This window comes from Paenibacillus sp. FSL E2-0190 (assembly GCF_037992965.1).
Taxonomy (GTDB): Bacteria; Bacillota; Bacilli; order Paenibacillales; family Paenibacillaceae; genus Paenibacillus_AQ; species Paenibacillus_AQ odorifer.
Window position 1 is genome coordinate 171,352 of sequence record NZ_CP150306.1, and the last position, 21,763, is coordinate 193,114.

The 21,763-nt window shown below is 44.9% G+C and carries 20 protein-coding genes and 1 tRNA gene; 19 read left to right on the top strand and 2 right to left on the bottom strand.

Annotated features, from left to right (window positions below; translation table 11 throughout):
• Window positions 1-14 precede the first annotated feature (14 nt).
• The 13 genes from NST25_RS00840 to NST25_RS00900 all read left to right on the top strand — a co-directional run bounded on the left by NST25_RS00840 (window position 15) and on the right by NST25_RS00900 (window position 13,232).
• Entirely contained in the window at window positions 15-1,019 is a 1,005-nt protein-coding gene (locus NST25_RS00840; protein WP_076126848.1) for a LacI family DNA-binding transcriptional regulator, read from the top strand.
• A gap of 157 nt (window positions 1,020-1,176) precedes the next feature.
• On the top strand, window positions 1,177-2,646 hold the full coding sequence (locus NST25_RS00845; protein WP_076303373.1) for a tagaturonate reductase: 1,470 nt from the start codon (window positions 1,177-1,179) through the stop codon (window positions 2,644-2,646).
• A gap of 33 nt (window positions 2,647-2,679) precedes the next feature.
• Entirely contained in the window at window positions 2,680-4,170 is a 1,491-nt protein-coding gene (locus NST25_RS00850) for an altronate dehydratase family protein (RefSeq protein ID WP_076219204.1), read from the top strand.
• 207 nt (window positions 4,171-4,377) lie between these two features.
• Window positions 4,378-4,602 (top strand): DUF1858 domain-containing protein, encoded by a 225-nt coding sequence (locus tag NST25_RS00855; protein ID WP_076126852.1) that lies wholly within the window; start codon window positions 4,378-4,380, stop codon window positions 4,600-4,602.
• A 15-nt stretch (window positions 4,603-4,617) separates the two neighbouring features.
• On the top strand, window positions 4,618-5,877 hold the full coding sequence (locus NST25_RS00860; RefSeq protein WP_340393191.1) for a DUF438 domain-containing protein: 1,260 nt from the start codon (window positions 4,618-4,620) through the stop codon (window positions 5,875-5,877).
• 209 nt (window positions 5,878-6,086) lie between these two features.
• Window positions 6,087-7,037, top strand: a complete 951-nt coding sequence (locus NST25_RS00865) for an ROK family glucokinase (RefSeq protein WP_036687097.1) — start codon at window positions 6,087-6,089, stop codon at window positions 7,035-7,037.
• A gap of 46 nt (window positions 7,038-7,083) precedes the next feature.
• Entirely contained in the window at window positions 7,084-7,983 is a 900-nt protein-coding gene (gene rapZ / locus NST25_RS00870) for an RNase adapter RapZ (RefSeq protein ID WP_076126855.1), read from the top strand.
• 54 nt (window positions 7,984-8,037) lie between these two features.
• Entirely contained in the window at window positions 8,038-8,985 is a 948-nt protein-coding gene (locus tag NST25_RS00875) for a YvcK family protein (protein ID WP_169744815.1), read from the top strand.
• A 45-nt stretch (window positions 8,986-9,030) separates the two neighbouring features.
• Complete coding sequence (gene whiA / locus NST25_RS00880) at window positions 9,031-9,960, top strand: DNA-binding protein WhiA (RefSeq protein ID WP_036687104.1); 930 nt, start codon at window positions 9,031-9,033, stop codon at window positions 9,958-9,960.
• Window positions 9,961-10,057: 97 nt separating this feature from the next.
• Window positions 10,058-10,327: an HPr family phosphocarrier protein gene (locus NST25_RS00885; RefSeq protein ID WP_036687106.1), complete on the top strand. Its 270-nt coding sequence runs from the start codon at window positions 10,058-10,060 to the stop codon at window positions 10,325-10,327.
• Between the two features lie 169 nt (window positions 10,328-10,496).
• A complete protein-coding gene (locus NST25_RS00890) occupies window positions 10,497-11,252 on the top strand; it encodes an SIMPL domain-containing protein (RefSeq protein WP_076126857.1) in 756 nt (251 codons plus the stop codon).
• 126 nt (window positions 11,253-11,378) lie between these two features.
• Window positions 11,379-12,482 (top strand): DUF4163 domain-containing protein, encoded by a 1,104-nt coding sequence (locus NST25_RS00895; RefSeq protein ID WP_340393192.1) that lies wholly within the window; start codon window positions 11,379-11,381, stop codon window positions 12,480-12,482.
• A 111-nt stretch (window positions 12,483-12,593) separates the two neighbouring features.
• Window positions 12,594-13,232, top strand: a complete 639-nt coding sequence (locus tag NST25_RS00900) for a GDSL-type esterase/lipase family protein (protein WP_076126860.1) — start codon at window positions 12,594-12,596, stop codon at window positions 13,230-13,232.
• An 89-nt stretch (window positions 13,233-13,321) separates the two neighbouring features.
• Here the strand turns inward: NST25_RS00900 and clpP are convergent, their stop codons facing one another.
• Entirely contained in the window at window positions 13,322-13,918 is a 597-nt protein-coding gene (clpP, locus tag NST25_RS00905) for an ATP-dependent Clp endopeptidase proteolytic subunit ClpP (protein WP_036687113.1), read from the bottom strand.
• Window positions 13,919-14,111: 193 nt separating this feature from the next.
• Window positions 14,112-14,186 (bottom strand) — tRNA-Arg (locus NST25_RS00910).
• A gap of 268 nt (window positions 14,187-14,454) precedes the next feature.
• Here NST25_RS00910 and NST25_RS00915 point away from each other — a divergent pair.
• The 6 genes from NST25_RS00915 (at window position 14,455) to eno (ending at window position 21,614) form a co-directional block, all read left to right on the top strand.
• Window positions 14,455-15,507, top strand: coding sequence for a sugar-binding domain-containing protein (locus NST25_RS00915; RefSeq protein WP_076126862.1), 1,053 nt, complete (start codon window positions 14,455-14,457; stop codon window positions 15,505-15,507).
• A 113-nt stretch (window positions 15,508-15,620) separates the two neighbouring features.
• Entirely contained in the window at window positions 15,621-16,631 is a 1,011-nt protein-coding gene (gap, locus tag NST25_RS00920) for a type I glyceraldehyde-3-phosphate dehydrogenase (protein ID WP_036687120.1), read from the top strand.
• Window positions 16,632-16,747: 116 nt separating this feature from the next.
• The gene (locus NST25_RS00925; RefSeq protein ID WP_036687122.1) at window positions 16,748-17,929 is read left to right on the top strand and encodes a phosphoglycerate kinase; all 1,182 of its coding nucleotides are present in this window, start codon (window positions 16,748-16,750) and stop codon (window positions 17,927-17,929) included.
• A gap of 26 nt (window positions 17,930-17,955) precedes the next feature.
• Window positions 17,956-18,708, top strand: a complete 753-nt coding sequence (tpiA, locus tag NST25_RS00930; RefSeq protein ID WP_076126864.1) for a triose-phosphate isomerase — start codon at window positions 17,956-17,958, stop codon at window positions 18,706-18,708.
• A gap of 1 nt (window position 18,709) precedes the next feature.
• Window positions 18,710-20,254: a 2,3-bisphosphoglycerate-independent phosphoglycerate mutase gene (gene gpmI, locus NST25_RS00935; RefSeq protein ID WP_340393193.1), complete on the top strand. Its 1,545-nt coding sequence runs from the start codon at window positions 18,710-18,712 to the stop codon at window positions 20,252-20,254.
• Window positions 20,255-20,327: 73 nt separating this feature from the next.
• A complete protein-coding gene (gene eno / locus NST25_RS00940) occupies window positions 20,328-21,614 on the top strand; it encodes a phosphopyruvate hydratase (protein WP_036687130.1) in 1,287 nt (428 codons plus the stop codon).
• Window positions 21,615-21,763 lie beyond the last annotated feature (149 nt).

Sequence of the window (21,763 nt, forward strand, 5' to 3'; positions counted from 1 at the left end):
AGGAAGGTTGACCCATGGCACCTACAATCAAGGATATCGCCAAATTGGCGAATGTATCGCATACAACTGTATCGAGAGCACTTAACAATAGTCCACTAATTAAAGAGGTCACACGTAAAAAAATTGCCGAGATCGCTGCGCAAGTGGGTTACGTCCCTAATTACAATGCCAAAAGCCTTGTGATGCAGCGATCCTATACCATTGGTCTGTTCTTCACGAGTATTGCCAACGGCACAACTTCTGGTTTCTTCTCTGATACGATTCGTGGTGTAAATAGGGTCATAGATGTAGAGTACAATCTGTTCATCCGTGGGATCGACGATTATGCGGATTACTCCTCTATTCATCGCAAACGTTTTGATGGAATTATTCTAATGAGCCAGAGTGAAGCCGATAATAAATTCATTTACCATGTTGTCCAGCAAGGCATTCCAATCGTTGTGCTGAACCGGCAAATTGATGACCGTTCCATTATCAACATCATCTCGAACGACCGGGAAGGTGCTTATAATGCAGGCAAATACCTGATCGAAAACGGGCATCAAGACATTGCAATTATTGAAGGTGTCGAGGGCTTTAAATCCACACAGGAACGCAGAGATGGCTTTATAAAAGCTTTGATTGACCATAATATCCCTGTTCGTAATGACTACATGATAAGCGGTAGTTATGATATGCAAAGTGGATATGAGGCGATGGGCAAGCTGCTGGATCTCGAGAAGCCACCGACTGCTGTATTTTGCTCCAATGATGATATGGCGATCGGGGCTATGAAAGGCGTGTTTGAGCGAGGGCTGCAGGTGCCAAATGATATCTCTGTTGTTGGTTTTGACGACATTGGGTTTTCACTTTTTGCCAATCCTTCACTCACCACGGTCAAACGTCCTATTGAGAAGATTAGTGAGCAAGGCGCTCGCCAGCTGTTAAGCTTGGTCAAGGAACCCTCAGAAAAAGACGGGCGGATCTCGATCGAGACAGAGCTTATTGCCAGAGAATCAGTCAGGAAATTGCAGAAGTAGAGGCTGCGCATAGCAGCCTAATCCTTTACCTTCGTAAAGGATTGCTATCTAAAATTTTCACGTGTGCATATATTTAATTTATTAGTAATATAAATATGATTTTATATAGTTTATTTAATAAGTTTATCGTGTGCATTTACTATTAGGAGGCGTTAATATGAAAAGATTAAATAGTGATAATTGGACAGCTTACAAGCAGTATCCTGAGAAGGTTCTACAATTTGGCGAAGGCAATTTCATGCGCGCCTTTGTAGATTGGCAGATTCATACCATGAATCAAAAAACGGATTTCAATGGTGGAGTGGTTGTTGTACAGCCATTGGCTAACGGACTGGCAGAAATGCTGAATGATCAGGATGGGCTGTATACCCTTTATCTGCAAGGCATTAAAGACGGAGCGGCTGTAAAAGAACACGAGGTAATTAATTGTATTACGCGGACGCTTAATCCCTATTCACAGCATGAGGAGTATATGAAGCTGGCTGAGAACCCAGAGCTGCGCTTTATCGTGTCTAATACTACTGAAGCGGGAATTGCTTTTGAAGCTGGCGACAAGTTAACCGATACGCCGCAGAGTAGTTTCCCAGGCAAGCTGACGGCCTTATTGTACAAACGTTATCAAACTTTTAATGGGGAGGCTTCTAAAGGTTTTATCATCATTCCATGCGAGCTGATTGACCGGAATGGTGATGAACTCAAAAAGGTTATTTTGAAATATGCTGAGCTGTGGAATCTTGGAGAAGGTTTTGTGAACTGGTTGAATGAAGCTAATACCTTCTGCTGCAGTCTGGTGGACCGCATTGTTCCCGGTTATCCAAGAGACAGCATTGCCGAGATTACAGAAGAGCTGGGTTATGAGGATAAGCTGGTCGTTGTCGGCGAGCAATTCCATCTTTGGGTGATTGAAGGGCCACAGTGGATTAAAAAGGAGTTCCCGGCTGAACTAGCAGGTCTTAATGTGCTGGTGGTGGATGACATGGCCCCTTATCGCACTCGTAAAGTGAGAATTTTAAACGGAGCTCATACAGCTATGACACCAGTAGCGTATTTGTACGGTATTGATACGGTTGCTGAAGCCATTGAGCACGAAGAGGTTGGGGCGTACGTGAAGTCCTTAATCTATGATGAGATTATTCCAACGCTGGATCTGCCGGCAGAGGAATTGAATTCTTTTGCAGACGCGGTATTAGAAAGATTCCTGAACCCTTATGTGCAGCATTACTTGATGAGCATTTCCCTTAATTCTATATCGAAGTTTAAGACAAGAGATCTGCCTTCTTTACTGCAATATGTAGAGGCCAAAGGACAATTGCCTGAAAAGCTTGTCTTCTCATTGAGCGCATTAATTGCCTTCTATAGAGGACGCAGAGGGGAAGAAAACATTCAACTGGCTGATGATGCGGATATTTTGGAATGGTTCGCCTCCTTATGGGGAGGATGGGATGGCACAGACACCGGGCTGCGCGCACTGGCCGTCGAAGTACTTGCCGCAACCAATCGCTGGGGCTGTGACCTGAATGAAGTGTCTGGACTTACTGACAAGGTGACAGAAGGACTGATTGCGATTGAGAAAAATGGCATGAAGCAAGCCTTAAAAGCGTTCGTGAAGAGACCGGCACACAACTAATACCCTGGAGGTGACAATGATATGATCAAGACGATGAAAGAAGTATTGCAGATTAATGAGGCTGATAATGTCGCTGTTGCACTAAAAGACTATAAAGCAGGCGACACCATTGTGATTGGTTCAAAAGAGATTAAAATTACTGAAGATATCGCTAGAGGCCATAAAATTGCACTATCCAGCATTAGCGAAGGTGAAAATGTATTGAAATATGGTTACCCCATTGGTCATGCTATAGCGTCTATCGCGCCGGGGCAGTGGGTGCATACCCATAACACTAAGACAAACCTAACAGGGGTAGAGGAATATACCTTTGAGCAGAAGCTGACGCCGAATCCTTTTGCAGCGGAGAATTTGACCTTTAAGGGCTATCGCCGCTTTGATGGATCTGTAGGTATCCGCAATGAGCTGTGGATCGTCCCTACTGTTGGTTGTGTGAATGGAGTGGCGGAGCAGATCATCAATATTTTCAAAGCAGAGGTTGGAGATATCGCACCTTTCGATAACGTGCTCGTGCTTAAGCATAACTACGGTTGCTCCCAGCTGGGCGATGATCATGACAATACACGTACGATTCTGGCTAACGCGGTTAAACACCCGAATGCGGGCGGCGTGCTTGTGCTCGGATTGGGCTGTGAGAATAACAATTTGCATATTTTTAAAGACATGCTGGGCAGCTATGATGAGGATCGTGTGCGTTTCCTTGTCTCCCAGGAGGTTGGGAATGAGATTGAAGAAGGCGTGAAGCTGCTGAAGGAAATCTACAATAATGTACAAGGTGATCAACGGGAAGAGGTATCACTCTCCGAGCTGAAGATCGGTCTGAAATGTGGAGGCTCCGACGGGTTATCCGGTATTACTGCGAATCCGCTCCTTGGACGTCTGTCTGATTATATGGCTGCTCAAGGCGGGACCACTGTACTGACAGAAGTGCCTGAAATGTTTGGTGCCGAAAAAATTCTAATGGAACGTGCTGCGGACGAAACTATTTTCAACAAAATTGTCGATCTCATTAATGACTTTAAGCAGTATTTTATGGACTATAAACAGCCGGTATATGAAAATCCTTCTCCAGGGAATAAAGCCGGAGGAATTACTACGCTTGAGGATAAATCATTGGGTTGTACTCAAAAATCCGGGAACGCTACAGTTATGGATGTCCTCAAGTACGGGGAGCTTATCACTAATAAAGGCTTAAATCTCCTTAACGCACCTGGCAATGATCTTGTGGCTTCCTCTGCACTGGCTGCTGCTGGCTGCCAATTGGTGATCTTTACGACCGGGCGGGGAACACCATTTGGTACATTCGTGCCTACGATGAAAGTATCTACCAATACCCCATTGTATGAAGGCAAACGTCATTGGATCGATTTTAATGCAGGTGTGTTGGTGGAAGATGGTTCTCCAGATGAGGTCCTGCGCAGCTTCATAAACTATATTATTGCGGTGGCCAGCGGTGAATGGGTTAATAATGAAAAGAATAATTTCCGTGAGATCTCCATATTCAAAACAGGAGTAACGCTATAATAAATCATTAATTAATGACAAATCAGGCTGTCTCTTATGCTTTTTAAGCGTAGGGGGCAGTTTTTTTAGGTTCACAGCATACATAATCCGTCTTAAAAAGAACGATAATTGCTTTCTTTTGAATTAGTGATTGCAATCACAATGGTCCTGTACGGCCTGTGCTAATCTTTTATTGAGAATAGTTCTCACATAAAGGAGAAGAGTCAGATGGAAAAAGTGCTGAGTTTGGATGAATCTATATTCGAGATGGTATCACGGCATCCGGAGGTCATCGAGATTATGGTAGAGCTGGGCTTTAAGGATATTGCCAAGCCTGGCATGCTGCAGACTGCTGGCCGTTTCATGACCTTATCCAAAGGAATTAAGCTGAAAAAAATGGATCTCGAGCACGTGAAGCAAACTTTTGAACGTCATGGTTTCGGGATTATTTAATAAAGGAGTGTTAATATGAGCGAACTGATTAACAACCGTGAAGTTGATGTGCCGGAACAGACTCGTCGCCAGGCTATGCTTAAGGAGATTATTAAAGAGCTGCATGCAGGCAAAAGTGTAGAAGAGGTTAAGGCGCGGTTCGCCGAAGCTGTGGGTGATGTTACCGTAGCGGAGATTTCCGCGATGGAGCATTCATTAATGACCGAAGAAGGAATTCCGGTATCCGAGGTCCAACGTCTTTGTTCGGTGCATACAGCCATTTTTAAAGGCTCTATTGAGCAAATTCACCGCTCGTCCCAGCCCGAGGAGCAGCCAGGCCATCCAGTACACACCTTCAAATTGGAGAATCGTGAGATCGAAAAACTTGTTAACTTCCGCATGGATCTGCACGCAACAAAGTTTCAAAAGAATGATAGTGAGGAACTGATCTTCAAATTGTTGGAGGATCTTAGCTTGCTGCTGGATCTTGATAAACACTATAGCCGAAAAGAAAATCTGCTGTTCCCATACCTCGAAAAATACGGCATTTATGGCCCAACCAAGGTAATGTGGGGAGTGGATGATAATATCCGCCGTATGATTAAAGAGGCAAAAGCTGCGCTCAGCACTTATAGCGGAAACGCAGCAGAAATAGGCATTCAGCTTGAGGAGATCATCAAGGAAGTTAATGAAATGATCTTTAAGGAAGAAAATATTCTATTGCCCATGGCCCTGGACAAACTGACGGAAGATGAATGGGTCAAAATCGCCCGGGAGAGTGATGAGATCGGGTTCTGCCTAACCGCACCGGAGCAGGAGTGGATCCCTGAGCGGGCCGCTGAGCCGGACGGCACAGTGCTGGAAGAAACAGAAGGAGCTACGCCGCAAGGCGGGTTCATCCGTTTTGAGACAGGGTTGTTGTCACTGCATCAGCTGGAGACCGTACTCAACCATCTTCCTCTAGATCTAACCTTCATTGATGAGAATGATGTTGTCCGATATTTTTCACACGGGAAGGAACGTATCTTTGCCCGAACTAAAGCGGTTATCGGCCGTACAGTACAGAACTGTCATCCCCCGCAAAGTGTTCATGTGGTAGAGAAGCTTTTGGAAGACTTTAAGGCAGGCCGTAAGGATGCTGAAGACTTCTGGATCAATATCAAGGATAAGTTTATCTACATCCGTTACTTCGCTGTACGAGACGAGTCAGGCCAATATATGGGCACGCTAGAGTTCACACAGAATATCGCTCCAATCCGAGCATTAGAGGGCCAAAAGCGCATTTTATCAGAATAAATCGGTGCGTTGGGTTATTTTCCAGATAATAATATAGGTACAAGACTCTCTTACTTAGGCGTAAGGGGGTCTTTTTAGAATATAATAGAGTATACTCTTAAAATAAGGAATTCCCGGGTGTGTTGTCTTTCCTTGACCACAGAGAGGGCTTCTATTATAGTTGGTACTTAGGATTAACTATTTTAGTATAAAAAAAGGTGGCTTGTTACATGTCTGAGAATATCTACGTTGGCGTGGATTTGGGTGGAACTGCAATTAAGGTTGGAATCTGTAATGCTGAAGGTACCCTGCTACATACTTATGAGGGACCTACAGGAACTGCAGAGGGTGTCGATACTGTTATCGATAATATCGAGAAGTATGTACGCCAAATTGTGGAGGATTCCCCGTACTCTTGGGATCAGCTTGCAGGTGTAGGAGCGGGTGTAGCCGGGTTCACAAATATTCGTGAAGGAATCATCATCCTTGCGCCTAACATAGGATTTAGAGATGTGCCGATCCGTTCCATTTTGGAAGATCGTTGGAACAAGCCTGTCAAAATAGACAATGATGCGAATGTGGCTGCACTGGGCGAAGCTTGGAGCGGTGCGGGACGTGGCGTTGATAACTGTGTCTGCTATACGCTTGGAACAGGTGTCGGTGGCGGAATCATTATTAATGGAAAGATTTATCAAGGCTTTGCGGGATTAGCTGGTGAGCTTGGTCATATCACAGTAGTGCCGGATCTGGAAGCTATTCAATGCGGCTGTGGCAACATGGGCTGTCTGGAAACCGTTTCCTCCGCTACAGGTATTATCCGCATGGCTAATGATGCAGTAGCTCGTGGCGATCGTACTTCCCTCTCTATGGTAGAGAAGATTGCTGCGAAAGAAGTCTTTGATGCGGCTAAGGCTGGCGATGAAGTAGCTATCCGTATAGTGAATCGTGCAGCATACTATCTGGGTAAATCCATGGCTTCTGTTGCGGCTGTGCTTAACCCTGAAGTATTTATCGTTGGCGGCGGTGTGTCTAAGGCTGGAGATATTCTATTTGATGAGGTTCGTCGTGTGTTTGCGAAATTGACACCGGCTCCGCTTCAAACTGGTGTTTCGATTATTCCAGCTGAGCTTGGCAATGACGCAGGTATTGTTGGGGCTGCCGGCCTTTTGCTGCGTTCTTAAAAGACGGGAAGTATTCATATACTAAATCTAGGGAGGGGACGCTTTTATGACCGAATTGGACAATACCCCAACGGCTGGAGCCACCCTGATTATTATTACGGGAATGTCAGGTGCGGGGAAGACAATTGCTGTACAGAGTCTGGAAGACCTAGGGTTCTTCTGTGTCGATAATTTACCACCGGTGCTGATTCCCAAGTTCGCAGAGCTAATTGAACAATCAAAGGGTAAGATTGCCAAGGTAGCCCTTGTAATTGACCTGCGTGGTCGAGAATTCTTCACTGCTTTGTCTGAGTCTCTTGCCTATATCAAGGATGAGTCAACCATTGGCTGTGAGATCTTGTTTTTGGATGCTACAGATTCAGTACTTGTTCAGCGTTACAAGGAAAGTCGACGTCATCATCCATTAGCACCTAAGGGGCTGCCGCTTGATGGTATCAAGCTAGAACGTAAAATGCTTGAAGAATTAAAAAATTCAGCTACGTTATGTTTAGATACCAGCAGTATGAAGCCCGTGCAGCTTAAGGAGAAGATCGTTTCACGGTTTTCGCATCTAGGAAAAAGTACGCTTTCCGTCAATATTACATCCTTCGGATTTAAGTACGGTATCCCTATTGATGCAGATCTTGTCTTTGATGTCCGCTTCTTGCCTAACCCACATTATGTGGACCATCTGCGGCCTAAAACCGGCCAGGACAGTGAAGTCTACGATTATGTAATGAAGTGGCCTGAAACACAGGTGTTCCTGACCAAACTGCTCGATATGCTTCATTTTCTAATTCCGCAATATCGTAAGGAAGGTAAGTCCCAGATTATCATTGGCATTGGCTGTACGGGAGGTAAACACCGTTCCGTAGCCATATCCGAGTATTTGGGTAAAATGCTGGGCGTTAGCGAGACGGAATCCGTAACCGTTAGTCATCGGGATTCCGAGCGTGATCGGCACTAGAGAGAAGGGGTCATAGTGGCTGAAGAACAAAGACAGCGTCCACGTATCGTCGTTATGGGCGGTGGCACGGGGTTATCTGTTATGCTTCGTGGTTTAAAAGAGAAGCCATTAGATATTACTGCTATTGTTACCGTTGCCGATGATGGGGGAAGCTCAGGTATTTTGCGCAGTGAACTGCAAATGCCTCCTCCTGGGGACATCCGCAACGTATTGACAGCTATGGCTGATGTTGAGCCGCTCATGGCAGAGATTATGAGATACCGTTTCAACACGGGTGAGGGACTAGCTGGTCATAGTCTCGGCAACTTGATTCTTGCTGCGCTCACGGATATATCCGGCGATTTCGTTACAGCTGTACGGGAGCTCAGTCGATTATTCGCTGTTCGCGGCCGGGTATTGCCTGCGGCCGGTGAGGCTGTAATCCTGCATGCAGAAATGTCGGACGGCACGATTATCACGGGGGAGTCCAAAATCCCTGAAGCTGGCGGGATCATCAGACGAGTGTCCTTGGAGCCGCCAGATGTAGAACCGTTGCCCGAAGCGCTTGAGGCGATTCGGAATGCAGATGCGATCCTGCTGGGTCCTGGCAGTCTGTATACGAGCATTCTTCCCAACCTGCTTGTTCCGAAACTGGCAGAAGCGGTTGTATCTTCGAATGCTATCAAAATTTTCGTCTGCAACGTAATGACTCAGCCGGGTGAAACGGATAACTATACCGTCAGCGATCATCTTCAAGCTGTATATGATCATATCGGGATCGATTTATTCGATTATGTTATTGTTAATGACGGTGAGATTCCGGAACAGGTCCAGACGAAGTACGCCGAGAAGGGTGCGCGCCCGGTGCAGCTTGATAAAGAAGCGCTGGATGGCAATGGATACAAGGTTATAGCCGATAAACTGGTTTTATTCCGAACTTATTTGAGACATGATACCGATAAGCTTAGTCATCACATTTATCAGCTTGTGCAGGATTGGATAAACAGAAACCCTAGGGTATAACTTATAGATGAGAACGAAGTACTTATCAAGAAAGAGGTGAGACCCTTGTCTTTTGCGGCCCTTACCAAAAAAGAGCTGACGATGGTGGAGAGTGAACCCTGCTGCGAGAAGGCGGAAATGTCAGCGCTTATCCGTATGAATGGATCTGTGCAGCTTTCAAGCAAAAAGGTTATTCTCGACATTTCGACGGAGAACGCCGCGATTGCAAGGCGGGTATATTCTTTACTTAAGAAATATTACCAGGTCCATATTGAGCTACTCGTGCGTAAAAAAATGCGTTTGAAGAAAAATAACGTCTATATCGTCAGAATCCCAAACCGTGTACAAGAGATCTTAAAGGATCTTAGAATTGTGTCGGAAGGATTTATTTTTACCGATGGTATTGATGATGAGATTGTTGGGAATAACTGCTGCAAGCGTGCTTATTTGCGCGGTGCCTTTCTGGCTGGCGGATCGGTTAATAATCCGGAAGGCTCCTCCTACCATTTGGAGATTTCCTCGATGTATGAGGAACATTGTAAAGCATTAGTGGATCTGGCTGGGGAATTCCACCTAAACGCACGCTGTATTGAACGTAAAAAAGGGTTCATTCTTTACATTAAAGAAGGCGAGAAGATTATTGAATTCTTAAGTTTGATTGGAGCGCATCAGGCGCTGTTCAAATTTGAGGATGTAAGAATTATGCGCGATATGCGTAATTCCGTGAATCGGATCGTGAACTGCGAGACCGCAAATCTCAACAAAACAATAAGTGCTGCGGTGCGGCAGATTGAAAATATCAAGCTGTTGCAGCGAGAAATGGGACTGGAGAATTTGCCGGATAAACTGCGTGAAGTAGCAGAAATTCGAATGGCGCATCCAGATATCAACCTCAAAGAGGTTGGTGAAATGCTCAAAGGTACAGTCAGTAAGTCGGGAGTAAATCATCGGCTTCGTAAGATTGATGAGCTGGCGGACAAGGTTCGAGGCGGCTAATTACTTTTTTTCTAGTGTGGTTTACGTTATAATGATATAATAATATAAAATTAATGTGAAACTTTTGGGGAGAACTCAATTAGGGGGTAAGCGTTTCATGACAAAGCACCCGGTAGTTGTTCGGTTGAAGACAGGGCTTCATGCCCGACCGGCAGCATTGTTTGTGCAAGAAGCTAACAAGTTTTCGTCGGAGATTTTCGTGGAAAAAGATGATAAAAAAGTAAATGCTAAAAGTATTATGGGGATTATGAGCCTCGCTATCAGTTCCGGCACGGAGATTTACATTAGCGCGGACGGTGCGGATGCCGATCAAGCTGTAAACGCTTTGACAAGTCTGGTCAGCAAAGAAGAGCTTGAGAACCAATAATAGGAAGACAACATCGTTTCTGCTAGGAAGACTTTATTTATCGCATGACCAAAAGCCCTTCGGGGCTTTTTTTAATACCAAAAAATAGATGGAGAACGTGCAACATTTACCAAAAAGACTCGTCTAGAGGATAATAACAAATCACAAGAAATGAAAGGGGCTGGCAAATATGAAAGGTTTATTGAAGAAAATTGGTTCAGTGATGATCGTAGGGAGTTTGTTAATTGGAGGGATCAGCATGAGTGGTGTTTTCCAAGGTCCTGCAAAGGCTTACGCAGATGAAGTGCAGAAAAATGTCGTTAGTGTAGTAGGTAAAGGCGAATTGTCCCTCAAGCCGGATATCGTATACTTGTCCATCGGTGTGGATACTACGGCCACAACTGCGCAAGAAGCGCAGAAGACCAATGCCGCTAAAATTCAGAAGATTATGACTTTACTGAAGAATACTTGGAAAATTGCAGATAAAGATATTCAAAGCACGCAGTTTTATGTGCAACCCAATTATAGTTACAGCGAAAAAGAAGGACAGCAAGTGAAGGGGTACAACGCCAATCATACGCTGTTAGTGTCTTATAGAGATCTGACCAAGGTTGGTGAATTGCTGGACGCTGCATCTGCGGCAGGGGCGAATAATATCGGAAATGCACGTTTTTCTGTGGAAGATACTTCTGCATTTGAAGCTCAGGTGATTGAAAAAGCGATGGCGAATGCAGATGTTAAAGCAGGGGCTATTGCTAAGGCAGCTAAACGCAGCTTGGGTCAAGTGATCACGGTCAGCCAAAATGATGGCGATATCACTCCGGTTTATTTTGAACAGAATCTAAAAATGAATATGGCTGCAGCAGATGCTGGTGCAAGCACATCCGTGCAACCCGGAGTAGTTAAAGTTACAACTCAGCTGAGCGTAATGTATGAATTGAAATAGTATCAGAACAAGGTGAATGCAGAGAGGAGAGGTGATCTTCCACTAGTAATAGTGGGGGGCGCCTCTTTTTTTGTGTAAGTTCTCTACGATTCTGTTTAATAAATTGGAAAGGAGAGGAAAAATAAGATGATGAATATTATTTCAAAAGAATCAGCGCGCAAATGGGGCATAGGTCTGATGTCAGCAGGTTTATTGTTTGTTGGAGGCCTGCTGCCCAGCGAAACGGGTTATGCAGCAGCTAGTAAAACGGAGAATAAAGCTATTGATTCGCGTATCGTTTTAAAGGCAAACGGGATAAATTCGTTGCAGGAAGGTATTTTGAAGGAAGGACTGGCCTGGATTCCCCTAACTTTTATGCGAGATGTGTTGGGATTACCGCTTGTGTATGATAAGAAGGAAAATGCGTACATGATTGGAAAAGGATCGGCCAAGGCTAAGTTGATGTTATCCAGCTACGGTACTTCTGTTTGGGTGAACAACTATTTCATTCGAGAGTATGAAGGGAAGTTAATTAATAATCGCCTCTATGTTCCATCAGGATTGTTAAATGATTATATGGGTTATAAGGTAGATTGGAGTCGGGCCGCCAGTAGGCTGAATGTGGTGAACAGACCGCAGAACGCGCTGACGGTAACCACGGAAACTTATGCTAAAGATCGGGCAGAAGCTTATATTCAGCTTGATTATCCGAAGATCAGTGGATTGGGCAACTCCAGTGCGCAACAAGCTATTAATAATACTTTGAAGGAAAGTGTTATGAAATTCGCGGCGGGTGCAGAACAGGATATCTCCGATCGAGATGGAGCAGAGCCCAAATACACCTATGATTCAGGTTATGTAGTGACCTACAATCAGAATGGTGTGATCAGCATAGTGATGCATCAGTATAGTGATACGGGCGGCGCCCATGGAATGACTAACCGTGAAGCCTTCACCTTCTCGCTTAAGGATGGTAAACGTCTACTGTTGGGCGACCTGTTTGGAGCTAATCCAAACTACAAAAAACAGCTGAATGCAAAGCTGAGCAAGCTGCTGAAGGCAGAGGATAGTTATTTGGGAGGATTCAACGGATTGAATACGGAGAAATATTTCTATCTGAAGGACGACAAGGTTGTTCTGTTCTTCCAATTATATGAGTACACAGCGTATGCTGCAGGCTTCCCTGAGTATACTTTTAGTTTCAAAGAGCTTTTGCCGGATGGCAGTAGCCCGTTTGCTGGCATAAAATAAATGGAAATGCTTCGTCTCCGCTAATGTCGGCACAAGACATCTTCCCCTTACCAGAGTTGTCTCTTGTTCATATGCTAAAGGGAGTAACTAGTTTATGAACGGGGGAGAGCTATGGGCTACCAATATACTGCAATTGGCGATTCCTTGACGACTGGATTTGGTGCTCTGCCAGGTAACGGTTTTGTTCCGGTTTACCGTAGAATGGCAGAAGGGAGACTGCGGACTACTGTAGCCTCTACGAATTTAGGCGTGAACGGAATGACTACTTCAGAGCTGGAGCAGCGGCTGCGCGGAAATTCCATGATGCGTGAAGCCGTTCGAGAAGCCGATATCATCACTGTGTCTATCGGTGGTAATGATTTGATTCACGCGGCCAAATCAGCAGCAAGACAGCAAGGCAACTTATCCGCAGAACTGCGCAGATCGCTTCAGGAATGCAAACAAAATTTCTCTGCAATTATGAATATCCTTATACAATTGAAGGCAAGGACGCGTAGACCTTTTATCATTAGAATTGTGGGATTATATAACCCCTATCCTCAGGTGGTTGGTGCGACAGAGTGGGTCAGGCAGTTTAATCAATACGCAGCACAGTACAGCAGCCGAGTATGTGGATTTGCTTCGATTTACAGTGAGTTCGCAGGAAATGAGAGAGGGCTGTTATCCATCGATCATTTGCATCCGAATGGCCGGGGTTATCGCGTAATTGCCGAGAAGCTGGATGCGCTAGGTTATGGCGGGCTGGCTTAATTGGATTTAGGTCTTCTATAAAATATAAAGAGGCTGTGCTCTAACCATAACGGATAGAGCACAGCCTCTTTATATTTTTACTTTATAGCTTACACACCGCTAGGCAATGTCTTCTCGATTACTTTATCTACGATACCGTATTCAGCCGCGTCTGCAGCAGTCATGAAGTAGTCGCGATCTGTATCCTTCTCAATACGTTCTAGAGGTTGACCCGTACGTTCTGCTAGAATACGGTTCAGCTTATCGCGCAATTTGAGGATGCGGCGGGCACGGATTTCAATGTCCGTTGCTTGACCTTGAGCACCACCCAGAGGCTGGTGGATCATGATCTCGCTGTTAGGCAGTGCGAAGCGTTTGCCTTTGGCGCCAGCGTTTAGCAGGAAAGCTCCCATGGAAGCTGCCATCCCCACACAGATGGTGGAAACGTCTGGTTTAATGTACTGCATTGTATCAAAAATAGCCATACCTGCAGTAATGGAACCGCCTGGGCTATTCACGTAAAGGTGAATGTCCTTGTCAGGATCTTCGGCAGCCAAGAACAGCATTTGTGCGATGATAGAATTGGCTACCACGTCATTAACCTCCGTTCCAAGGAAAATGATGCGGTCCTTCAGCAGGCGGGAATAGATGTCATAAGCGCGCTCGCCGCGGTTGCTCTGTTCTACTACCATAGGAATATAACTCACGTGGAAAACCTCCTTGATATTGGTTCTTCAAATGTATTCATTTTTACTCTTGCCGTATTACCCACATGATAAACAAATTCAAACAAAAAGTCAAAGAAAGTCAAACTTATATTCAAAAAAAAGAGCCGACAAGCGGCTCTTTGGTTAAGTAGTAGTATAGGCACTACTAAATTATGTGCAAAAATGAAATTAATGGCGCGCCCGCCAAGAATCGAACTTGGATCTCAGGCTTCGGAGGCCTACGTCATATCCATTGGACCACGGGCGCAACAAAAATGATTATAATACAATTTTTACACAATTGCAATGTAATATTAATACTGGACAAGCGCTCTAGGGACAGGCATCGGGCGCTATATCTTTTTCTGACCTTATTAATGTATAAGAAGACAAGCGCTTGAGAATTCTACTCTCGGAAGACTTGCGCTTCGAGCAATATTTGGTTAGAATATGGGTGGGACTTAAAAAGTTTACCCGGGACGTTTTGAGACCATGAACAAGGGAATAGAGGAAGACGAAGTTGCAGGAGTGAAAGTATGCGTAATTTATTAGATATCCAAAAGCAGCTTCTGCCTGATCTCATGGAAACCCTTAAGAGACGGTACACGATTCTTCATCAGATCATGCTGTCCGATATTATTGGGCGCAGAACGCTAGCCGCTTCGCTAGATATGACTGAGCGGGTACTGCGTGCCGAGACGGATCTTCTGAAATCGCAAGGGCTTATTGAGATCGAGAGTGTTGGCATGCGCATTAGCGCTGCTGGACGTAGACTGCTTGATTTGCTAGAGCCGGTTGTTAAGAGCCTATTTGGTCTGGATGAGCTGGAAGAGAAAATTCGAGCAACGTATGGTCTGGATAAAGTTATTGTAGTACCGGGTGATTGTGAGTCATCGCCGTTCACCAAACGAGAGCTTGGCCGAGCGGGTGCGAAAGCGCTGCTGAGTATACTTCGCGCAGATGATACAGTTGCCGTCACAGGTGGATCGACGCTTGCCGATATGGCTGATCAACTGGCACCGCCGTTGTCCCTTTCCTATAAGAACGCTTGGTTTGTTCCGGCGCGTGGAGGATTAGGAGAGAGTATGGAGATTCAAGCCAACACGATTGCCTCAACCATGGCAAAGCGGGTTGGAGCCAACTACCGGTTGTTGCATGTCCCTGATTTGCTTAGCGGGGATGCATACCAATCGCTGGCACTTGACTCTAATATTGGAGAGATTGTACAAACCATCCGTAGTTCGCGTATTATTGTACATGGGATTGGGGATGCCATTGAAATGACCCGCCGCCGCAAACTGGACGAGGCTACAGTCTCGGAAATCCAGGGTGAAGGGGCAGTGGCCGAATCTTTTGGCTATTATTTCAATGAAGAGGGTCAGGTTGTCCATACCATGCTTACGATGGGTCTACGTCTAGAAGATATTATTCGGACAGAGAAAGTCATCGGTATTGCAGGAGGCAAACCCAAGGCCAAAGCCATTCATGCCATGCTGCGTTTCGGGCAGGAGAATATTCTCGTCACGGACGAGGCTGCTGCAGTAGAAATAGGCAAGGAAATTGACAATCAACTACAGCTATCTTCGTAGTTTTTAGATTGCAGGCAATAACATACTTCTTGCATCATACTTAACATTGTTGTCATGACAGACCTCACCGTCTGTTTTGAATAAATAAAACGAATTCTAGGAGGAACTATTCAATGAGTGTAAAAGTTGGAATTAACGGTTTTGGACGTATTGGACGCCTTGCTTTCCGCCGTATTCAAAATGTAGAAGGTATCGAAGTGGTAGCAATCAACGACTTGACTGACGCTAAGATGCTTGCTCATTTGCTTAAATATGATACAACTCAAGGTAAATTCCAAGGTGATGTTGAAGTGCATGATGGCTTCTTCAAAGTCAATGGTAAAGAAGTTAAGGTTCTTGCTAACCGTAACCCTGAAGAATTGCCATGGGGCGACCTAGGCGTTGATATCGTACTTGAGTGCACAGGTTTCTTCACAACTAAAGAAGCAGCTGAAAAACACTTGAAAGGTGGAGCTAAGAAAGTAGTTATCTCCGCTCCAGCTACTGGCGACATGAAAACTGTCGTTTACAACGTTAACGATGACATTCTTGATGGTACTGAGACTGTTATTTCCGGCGCATCTTGCACAACTAACTGCCTAGCTCCAATGGCAAAAGTACTGAACGACAAGTTCGGTATCGTTGAAGGCTTGATGACTACAATTCATGCTTACACTGGCGACCAAAACACTTTGGATGCTCCACATGCTAAAGGTGACTTCAGACGCGCTCGTGCAGCAGCTGAGAACATCATTCCTAACACTACTGGTGCTGCTAAAGCAATCGGTCTGGTTATTCCAGAACTTAAAGGTAAATTGGATGGTGCAGCTCAACGTGTTCCAGTTGCAACTGGTTCCCTGACTGAACTTGTAACTGTTCTTGATAAGAGCGTTACTGTTGAAGAAATCAACGCAGCAATGAAAGCAGCTTCCGATCCAGACACTTATGGTTACACTGAAGATGAAATCGTATCTTCCGACATCAAAGGTATGACTTTCGGATCCCTGTTCGATGCTACACAAACTAAAGTATTGACTGTTGGCGACAAACAACTGGTTAAAACTGTTGCTTGGTATGACAATGAAATGTCCTACACTGCACAATTGGTTCGTACTTTGGAGAAATTCGCTAAAATCGCTAAGTAATTGACTTGATATAAGCAACATCTATAGAGCGGAAACAGAAATTCCTTGTTTCCGCTCTTTCTAAATGTATTTCTTGTTTCCTGCTAGAAACAATTTTGGGTGTGGAGGAATTAATCATGAACAAAAAAAGCGTCCGTGATGTAGAAGTAAAGGGTAAGCGCGTATTTGTACGCGTGGATTTCAACGTACCTGTAGAAGACGGTAAAATTACTGATGATACTCGTATTCGCGAAACACTTCCAACCATTAAATATTTGATCGAGAACGGTGCAAAGATCATTCTTGCGAGTCATATGGGTCGTCCTAAAGGCGAATTCGTAGATTCCATGCGTTTGACTACTGCTGCTGAACGTCTGTCCGAGCTCCTTGGCAAACCAGTAGCTAAAGCTGACGAAGCAATTGGCGAAGCTGTAAAAGCAAAAATCGCTGAGCTAGGCGAAGGCGACGTACTTGTACTTGAGAATGTTCGCTTCTACCCAGGTGAAGAGAAAAACGATCCTGAACTGGCTAAACAATTCGCTGAATTGGCTGATTTGTTTGTTAATGATGCGTTTGGTGCGGCTCACCGTGCACATGCATCGACAGAAGGTATCGCTCATTTCTTACCAGCTGTATCCGGTCTTTTGATGGAGAAAGAATTGTCCGTTCTTGGTAAAGCTCTTTCTAACCCAGAACGTCCTTTCACTGCGATCATCGGTGGTTCGAAAGTTAAAGACAAGATTGATGTTATTGATAACTTGTTGTCTTTGGCTGATAACGTCCTGATCGGCGGTGGATTGTCTTATACATTCACTAAAGCACAAGGCTTTGAAATCGGTAAATCACTAGTAGACAACGACAAACTTGACGTTGCTCTTGGATTCATCGAAAAAGCAAAAGCACTTGGTAAAAACTTCATGCTTCCTGTTGATGTTGTTGTTGCTGATAAATTTGGTGCTGACGCTAACACTAAGATCGTTGATTACAATGAAATCCCAGAAGGTTGGGAAGGACTTGATATCGGACCTAAGACTCGTGAACTTTATGCCGATATTATCAAGAACTCCAAGCTGGTTGTCTGGAATGGACCTATGGGCGTATTCGAAATCGATAAATTCGCTGAAGGTACACTTGCAGTAGCAAAAGCTTGTGCAACTACTGAAGGTTACACTGTTATTGGTGGCGGAGATTCCGCAGCAGCAGCAGAGAAATTCCACCTGGCTGATCAAATGGATCATATCTCCACTGGTGGCGGTGCATCCCTTGAGTTCATGGAAGGCAAGGCGCTTCCTGGCGTAGAAGCACTGAACGATAAGTAAGACCTAAGAAGGAGGCAACATAAGTCATGAGAACACCTATTATTGCAGGTAACTGGAAAATGTTCAAAACAGTTCCTGAAGCAGAAAGCTTTATTGCTGAAATTAAAGGCAAAGCAGAAGTAGAAGGCGTTGAGACTGTAATCTGCGCTCCATTTACTAACCTGCCTGCACTCGTAGCAGCTGCAAAAGGTACTGACATCAAGATTGGTGCACAAAACCTACACTTTGAAGATAACGGTGCTTACACAGGCGAGATCAGTGGTGTAATGCTAAGTGATCTTGGTGTGGACTATGTTATCATTGGCCACTCTGAGCGTCGTGCTTATTTTGGCGAAACGGATGAAATCGTGAATAAGAAAATGCATGCTGCATTCCGTCACGGAATTACTCCTATCGTATGTGTTGGCGAAAAGCTCGAAGAGCGTGAAGCTGATCAAACTAAAGCAGTATGTAAAGTACAAACTGAAGCTGCATTCCAAGGTCTTAGTGCCGAGCAAGCAGCAAAAGTTGTTATTGCATACGAACCTATCTGGGCTATTGGCACAGGTAAATCTTCCACTTCCCAAGATGCTAACGAAGTTATTGCTTACATCCGCAGTCTTGTAAAAGATCTGTATGATGCAGCAACAGCTGAAGCTGTTCGTATTCAATACGGCGGCAGCGTGAAGCCTGAGAATGTAACTGAGTACATGGGCCAAAGCGACATCGATGGTGCGCTTGTTGGCGGTGCCAGCTTACAACCGGATTCCTTCGTTCAATTGGTTGAGGGGGCGAAGTAAGATGTCAGCTCCAAAACCCGTAGCTTTGATCATCATGGATGGTTTTGGTTTGCGTGGAACGACAGAAGGTAATGCCGTTGCTCAAGCCAACAAACCTAACTATGACCGTTACCTGAAACAATATCCTAACACTACACTCACTGCTTGCGGTGAAGCTGTAGGCCTTCCGGAAGGGCAAATGGGCAACTCCGAAGTAGGGCATTTGAATATTGGTGCAGGCCGGATCGTTTATCAGGATTTGACTCGTATCGATAAATCGATTCGCGAGGGTGAGTTCTTCGATAACGAAACCCTGGTTAGCGCAGTTAGAAATGCTAAGAACACTGGCAAAAAGCTTCACCTTTATGCGCTTGTATCCGACGGAGGGGTACATAGCCATATTAACCACCTGTTTGCTATGCTTGACCTGGCTAAAAAAGAAGATATGCATGAAGTGTATATCCATGCTTTTATGGACGGTCGTGACGTAGCTCCTGATAGTGGGAAGAAGTTTGTCCAAGATCTAGTAGCTAAAATCGAAGAGGTTGGCGTGGGTACAATTGCAACGGTGTCCGGACGTTATTACGCAATGGATCGTGATAAACGTTGGGAACGTGTAGAGAAAGCCTACCGTGCTATGGTTTATGGTGAAGGCCCTAAATACACGGATGCTGTGCAAGCCATCACTTCATCTTATGAAAACTCGGTATTTGATGAATTCGTTGAACCTAGTGTAATTGTAAACAGTGAAGGCAAACCTGTAACGGCAGTAGAGAGCGGCGATTCCGTCGTATTCCTCAACTTCCGTCCTGACCGTGCTATTCAATTGTCACAAGTGTTCACGAATCAAGATTTCCGCGGTTTCGATCGTGGTCCTTTGTTCCCGAAAAACCTGCACTTCGTATGCCTAACTACTTTCAGCGAAACGGTACAAGGTTATGTAGCCTATTCACCGAAGAACCTGGATAACACATTGGGTGAAGTGCTTGTTCAACAAAACAAGAAGCAACTGCGCATCGCGGAAACTGAGAAATATCCGCATGTAACCTTCTTCTTTAGCGGTGGACGTGACGAGGAGCTTCCTGGTGAAACTCGGATCTTAATCAACTCTCCTAAAGTGGCAACCTATGATCTTCAACCTGAGATGAGCGCATACGAAGTGGCTGCAGCCTGCGTAGCGGAAATCGAAGCGGAAAGACAGGATGCTATCATTCTTAACTTTGCCAATCCTGATATGGTTGGACACTCCGGCATGCTGGAACCAACAATCAAGGCTGTAGAAGTGACGGATGAGTGTGTAGGTAAAGTAGTGGATGCGGTTGTTGCCAAAGGTGGCGTTGCCATTATTATCGCTGACCATGGTAATGCAGATATGGTATTTGACGAGAACGGTCGCCCGTTCACAGCTCATACAACCAATCCTGTTCCGTTCATCGTGACTACTGAGAATGTTGTATTGCGTGAATCCGGTATTCTTGCAGACGTAGCACCAACAATCCTAGATTTGATGGGACTTCCGCAACCTGCGGAAATGACCGGACAATCCATGATTGCTAGCCGTAAGTAAGGTAAGGTATAACGCCTTTGATTTTAAGCTATACAAGTAAGACCAAAACAATGTTAAAAGGAGATTAACTTACATGACTATTATTTCTGATGTATATGCTCGCGAAGTCCTTGACTCCCGTGGTAACCCTACTGTAGAGGTTGACGTTTATCTGGAATCCGGTGCTAAAGGCCGCGCTATCGTTCCTTCCGGCGCTTCCACTGGTGCTCACGAAGCTGTAGAACTTCGTGATGGCGACAAATCCCGTTACATGGGTAAAGGCGTTCTGAAAGCTGTTGAGAACGTAAATGAAATCATCGCTCCAGAAGTTATCGGTATGGACGCTCTTGACCAAGTGGGCATCGACAAATTGATGATTACTTTGGACGGAACTCCTAACAAAGGTAAATTGGGCGCTAACGCAATCCTAGCTGTATCCATGGCAGTAGCTCGTGCAGCTGCAGCAGCTTTGGATATTCCTTTGTACGTATACCTGGGCGGATTCAACGCTAAAACTCTTCCAGTACCAATGATGAACATCATCAATGGTGGTGAGCATGCGGACAACAACATCGACGTTCAAGAGTTCATGGTTCTTCCTGTAGGAGCTCCAAGCTTCAAAGAAGCTCTTCGCACAGGTGCTGAAATCTTCCACAACTTGAAATCCGTACTTCAATCCAAAGGCCTGAACACAGCTGTAGGTGACGAAGGTGGTTTCGCACCGAACCTTGGTTCGAATGAAGAAGCAATCACTACAATCATCGAAGCTATTGAAAAAGCTGGTTACAAACCAGGTGTTGACGTATTCTTGGGTATGGACGTTGCTTCCACTGAGTTCTACAAAGACGGTAAATACACCCTTGCTGGCGAAGGTAAATCTTACACTTCCGCTGAGTATGTTGACCTTCTTGCTTCATGGGTTGAAAAATATCCTATCATCACAATCGAAGACGGTATGTCCGAAGACGACTGGGATGGCTGGAAATTGCTTACTGAAAAATTGGGCGACAAAGTCCAATTGGTTGGTGACGACTTGTTCGTAACTAACACTGAGCGTCTTGCAACAGGTATCGAAAAAGGTATCGGTAACTCCATCTTGGTTAAGGTTAACCAAATTGGTACATTGACTGAAACTTTTGATGCTATCGAAATGGCTAAACGTGCTGGTTACACAGCAGTTATCTCCCACCGTTCCGGTGAATCCGAAGATAGCACAATCGCTGATATCGCTGTTGCGACTAATGCTGGTCAAATCAAAACAGGTGCTCCTTCCCGTACAGACCGTGTTGCTAAATACAACCAATTGCTTCGCATCGAAGATGAGTTGGGTGAATTGGCTCAATACAACGGCCTGAAATCCTTCTACAACCTTAAAAGATAATCTGCCTTTATAGCAGACTTCGAAGACCCGCCGTTATGGCGGGTCTTTTTTATGATTTGAAGAAGATAGACTTTAATAGGTTTGTCCTTATCTTGCAAGAAAAGCTACGACTTAACAGTCTAAGCTGTTGTATTACCGACAGCGCTATG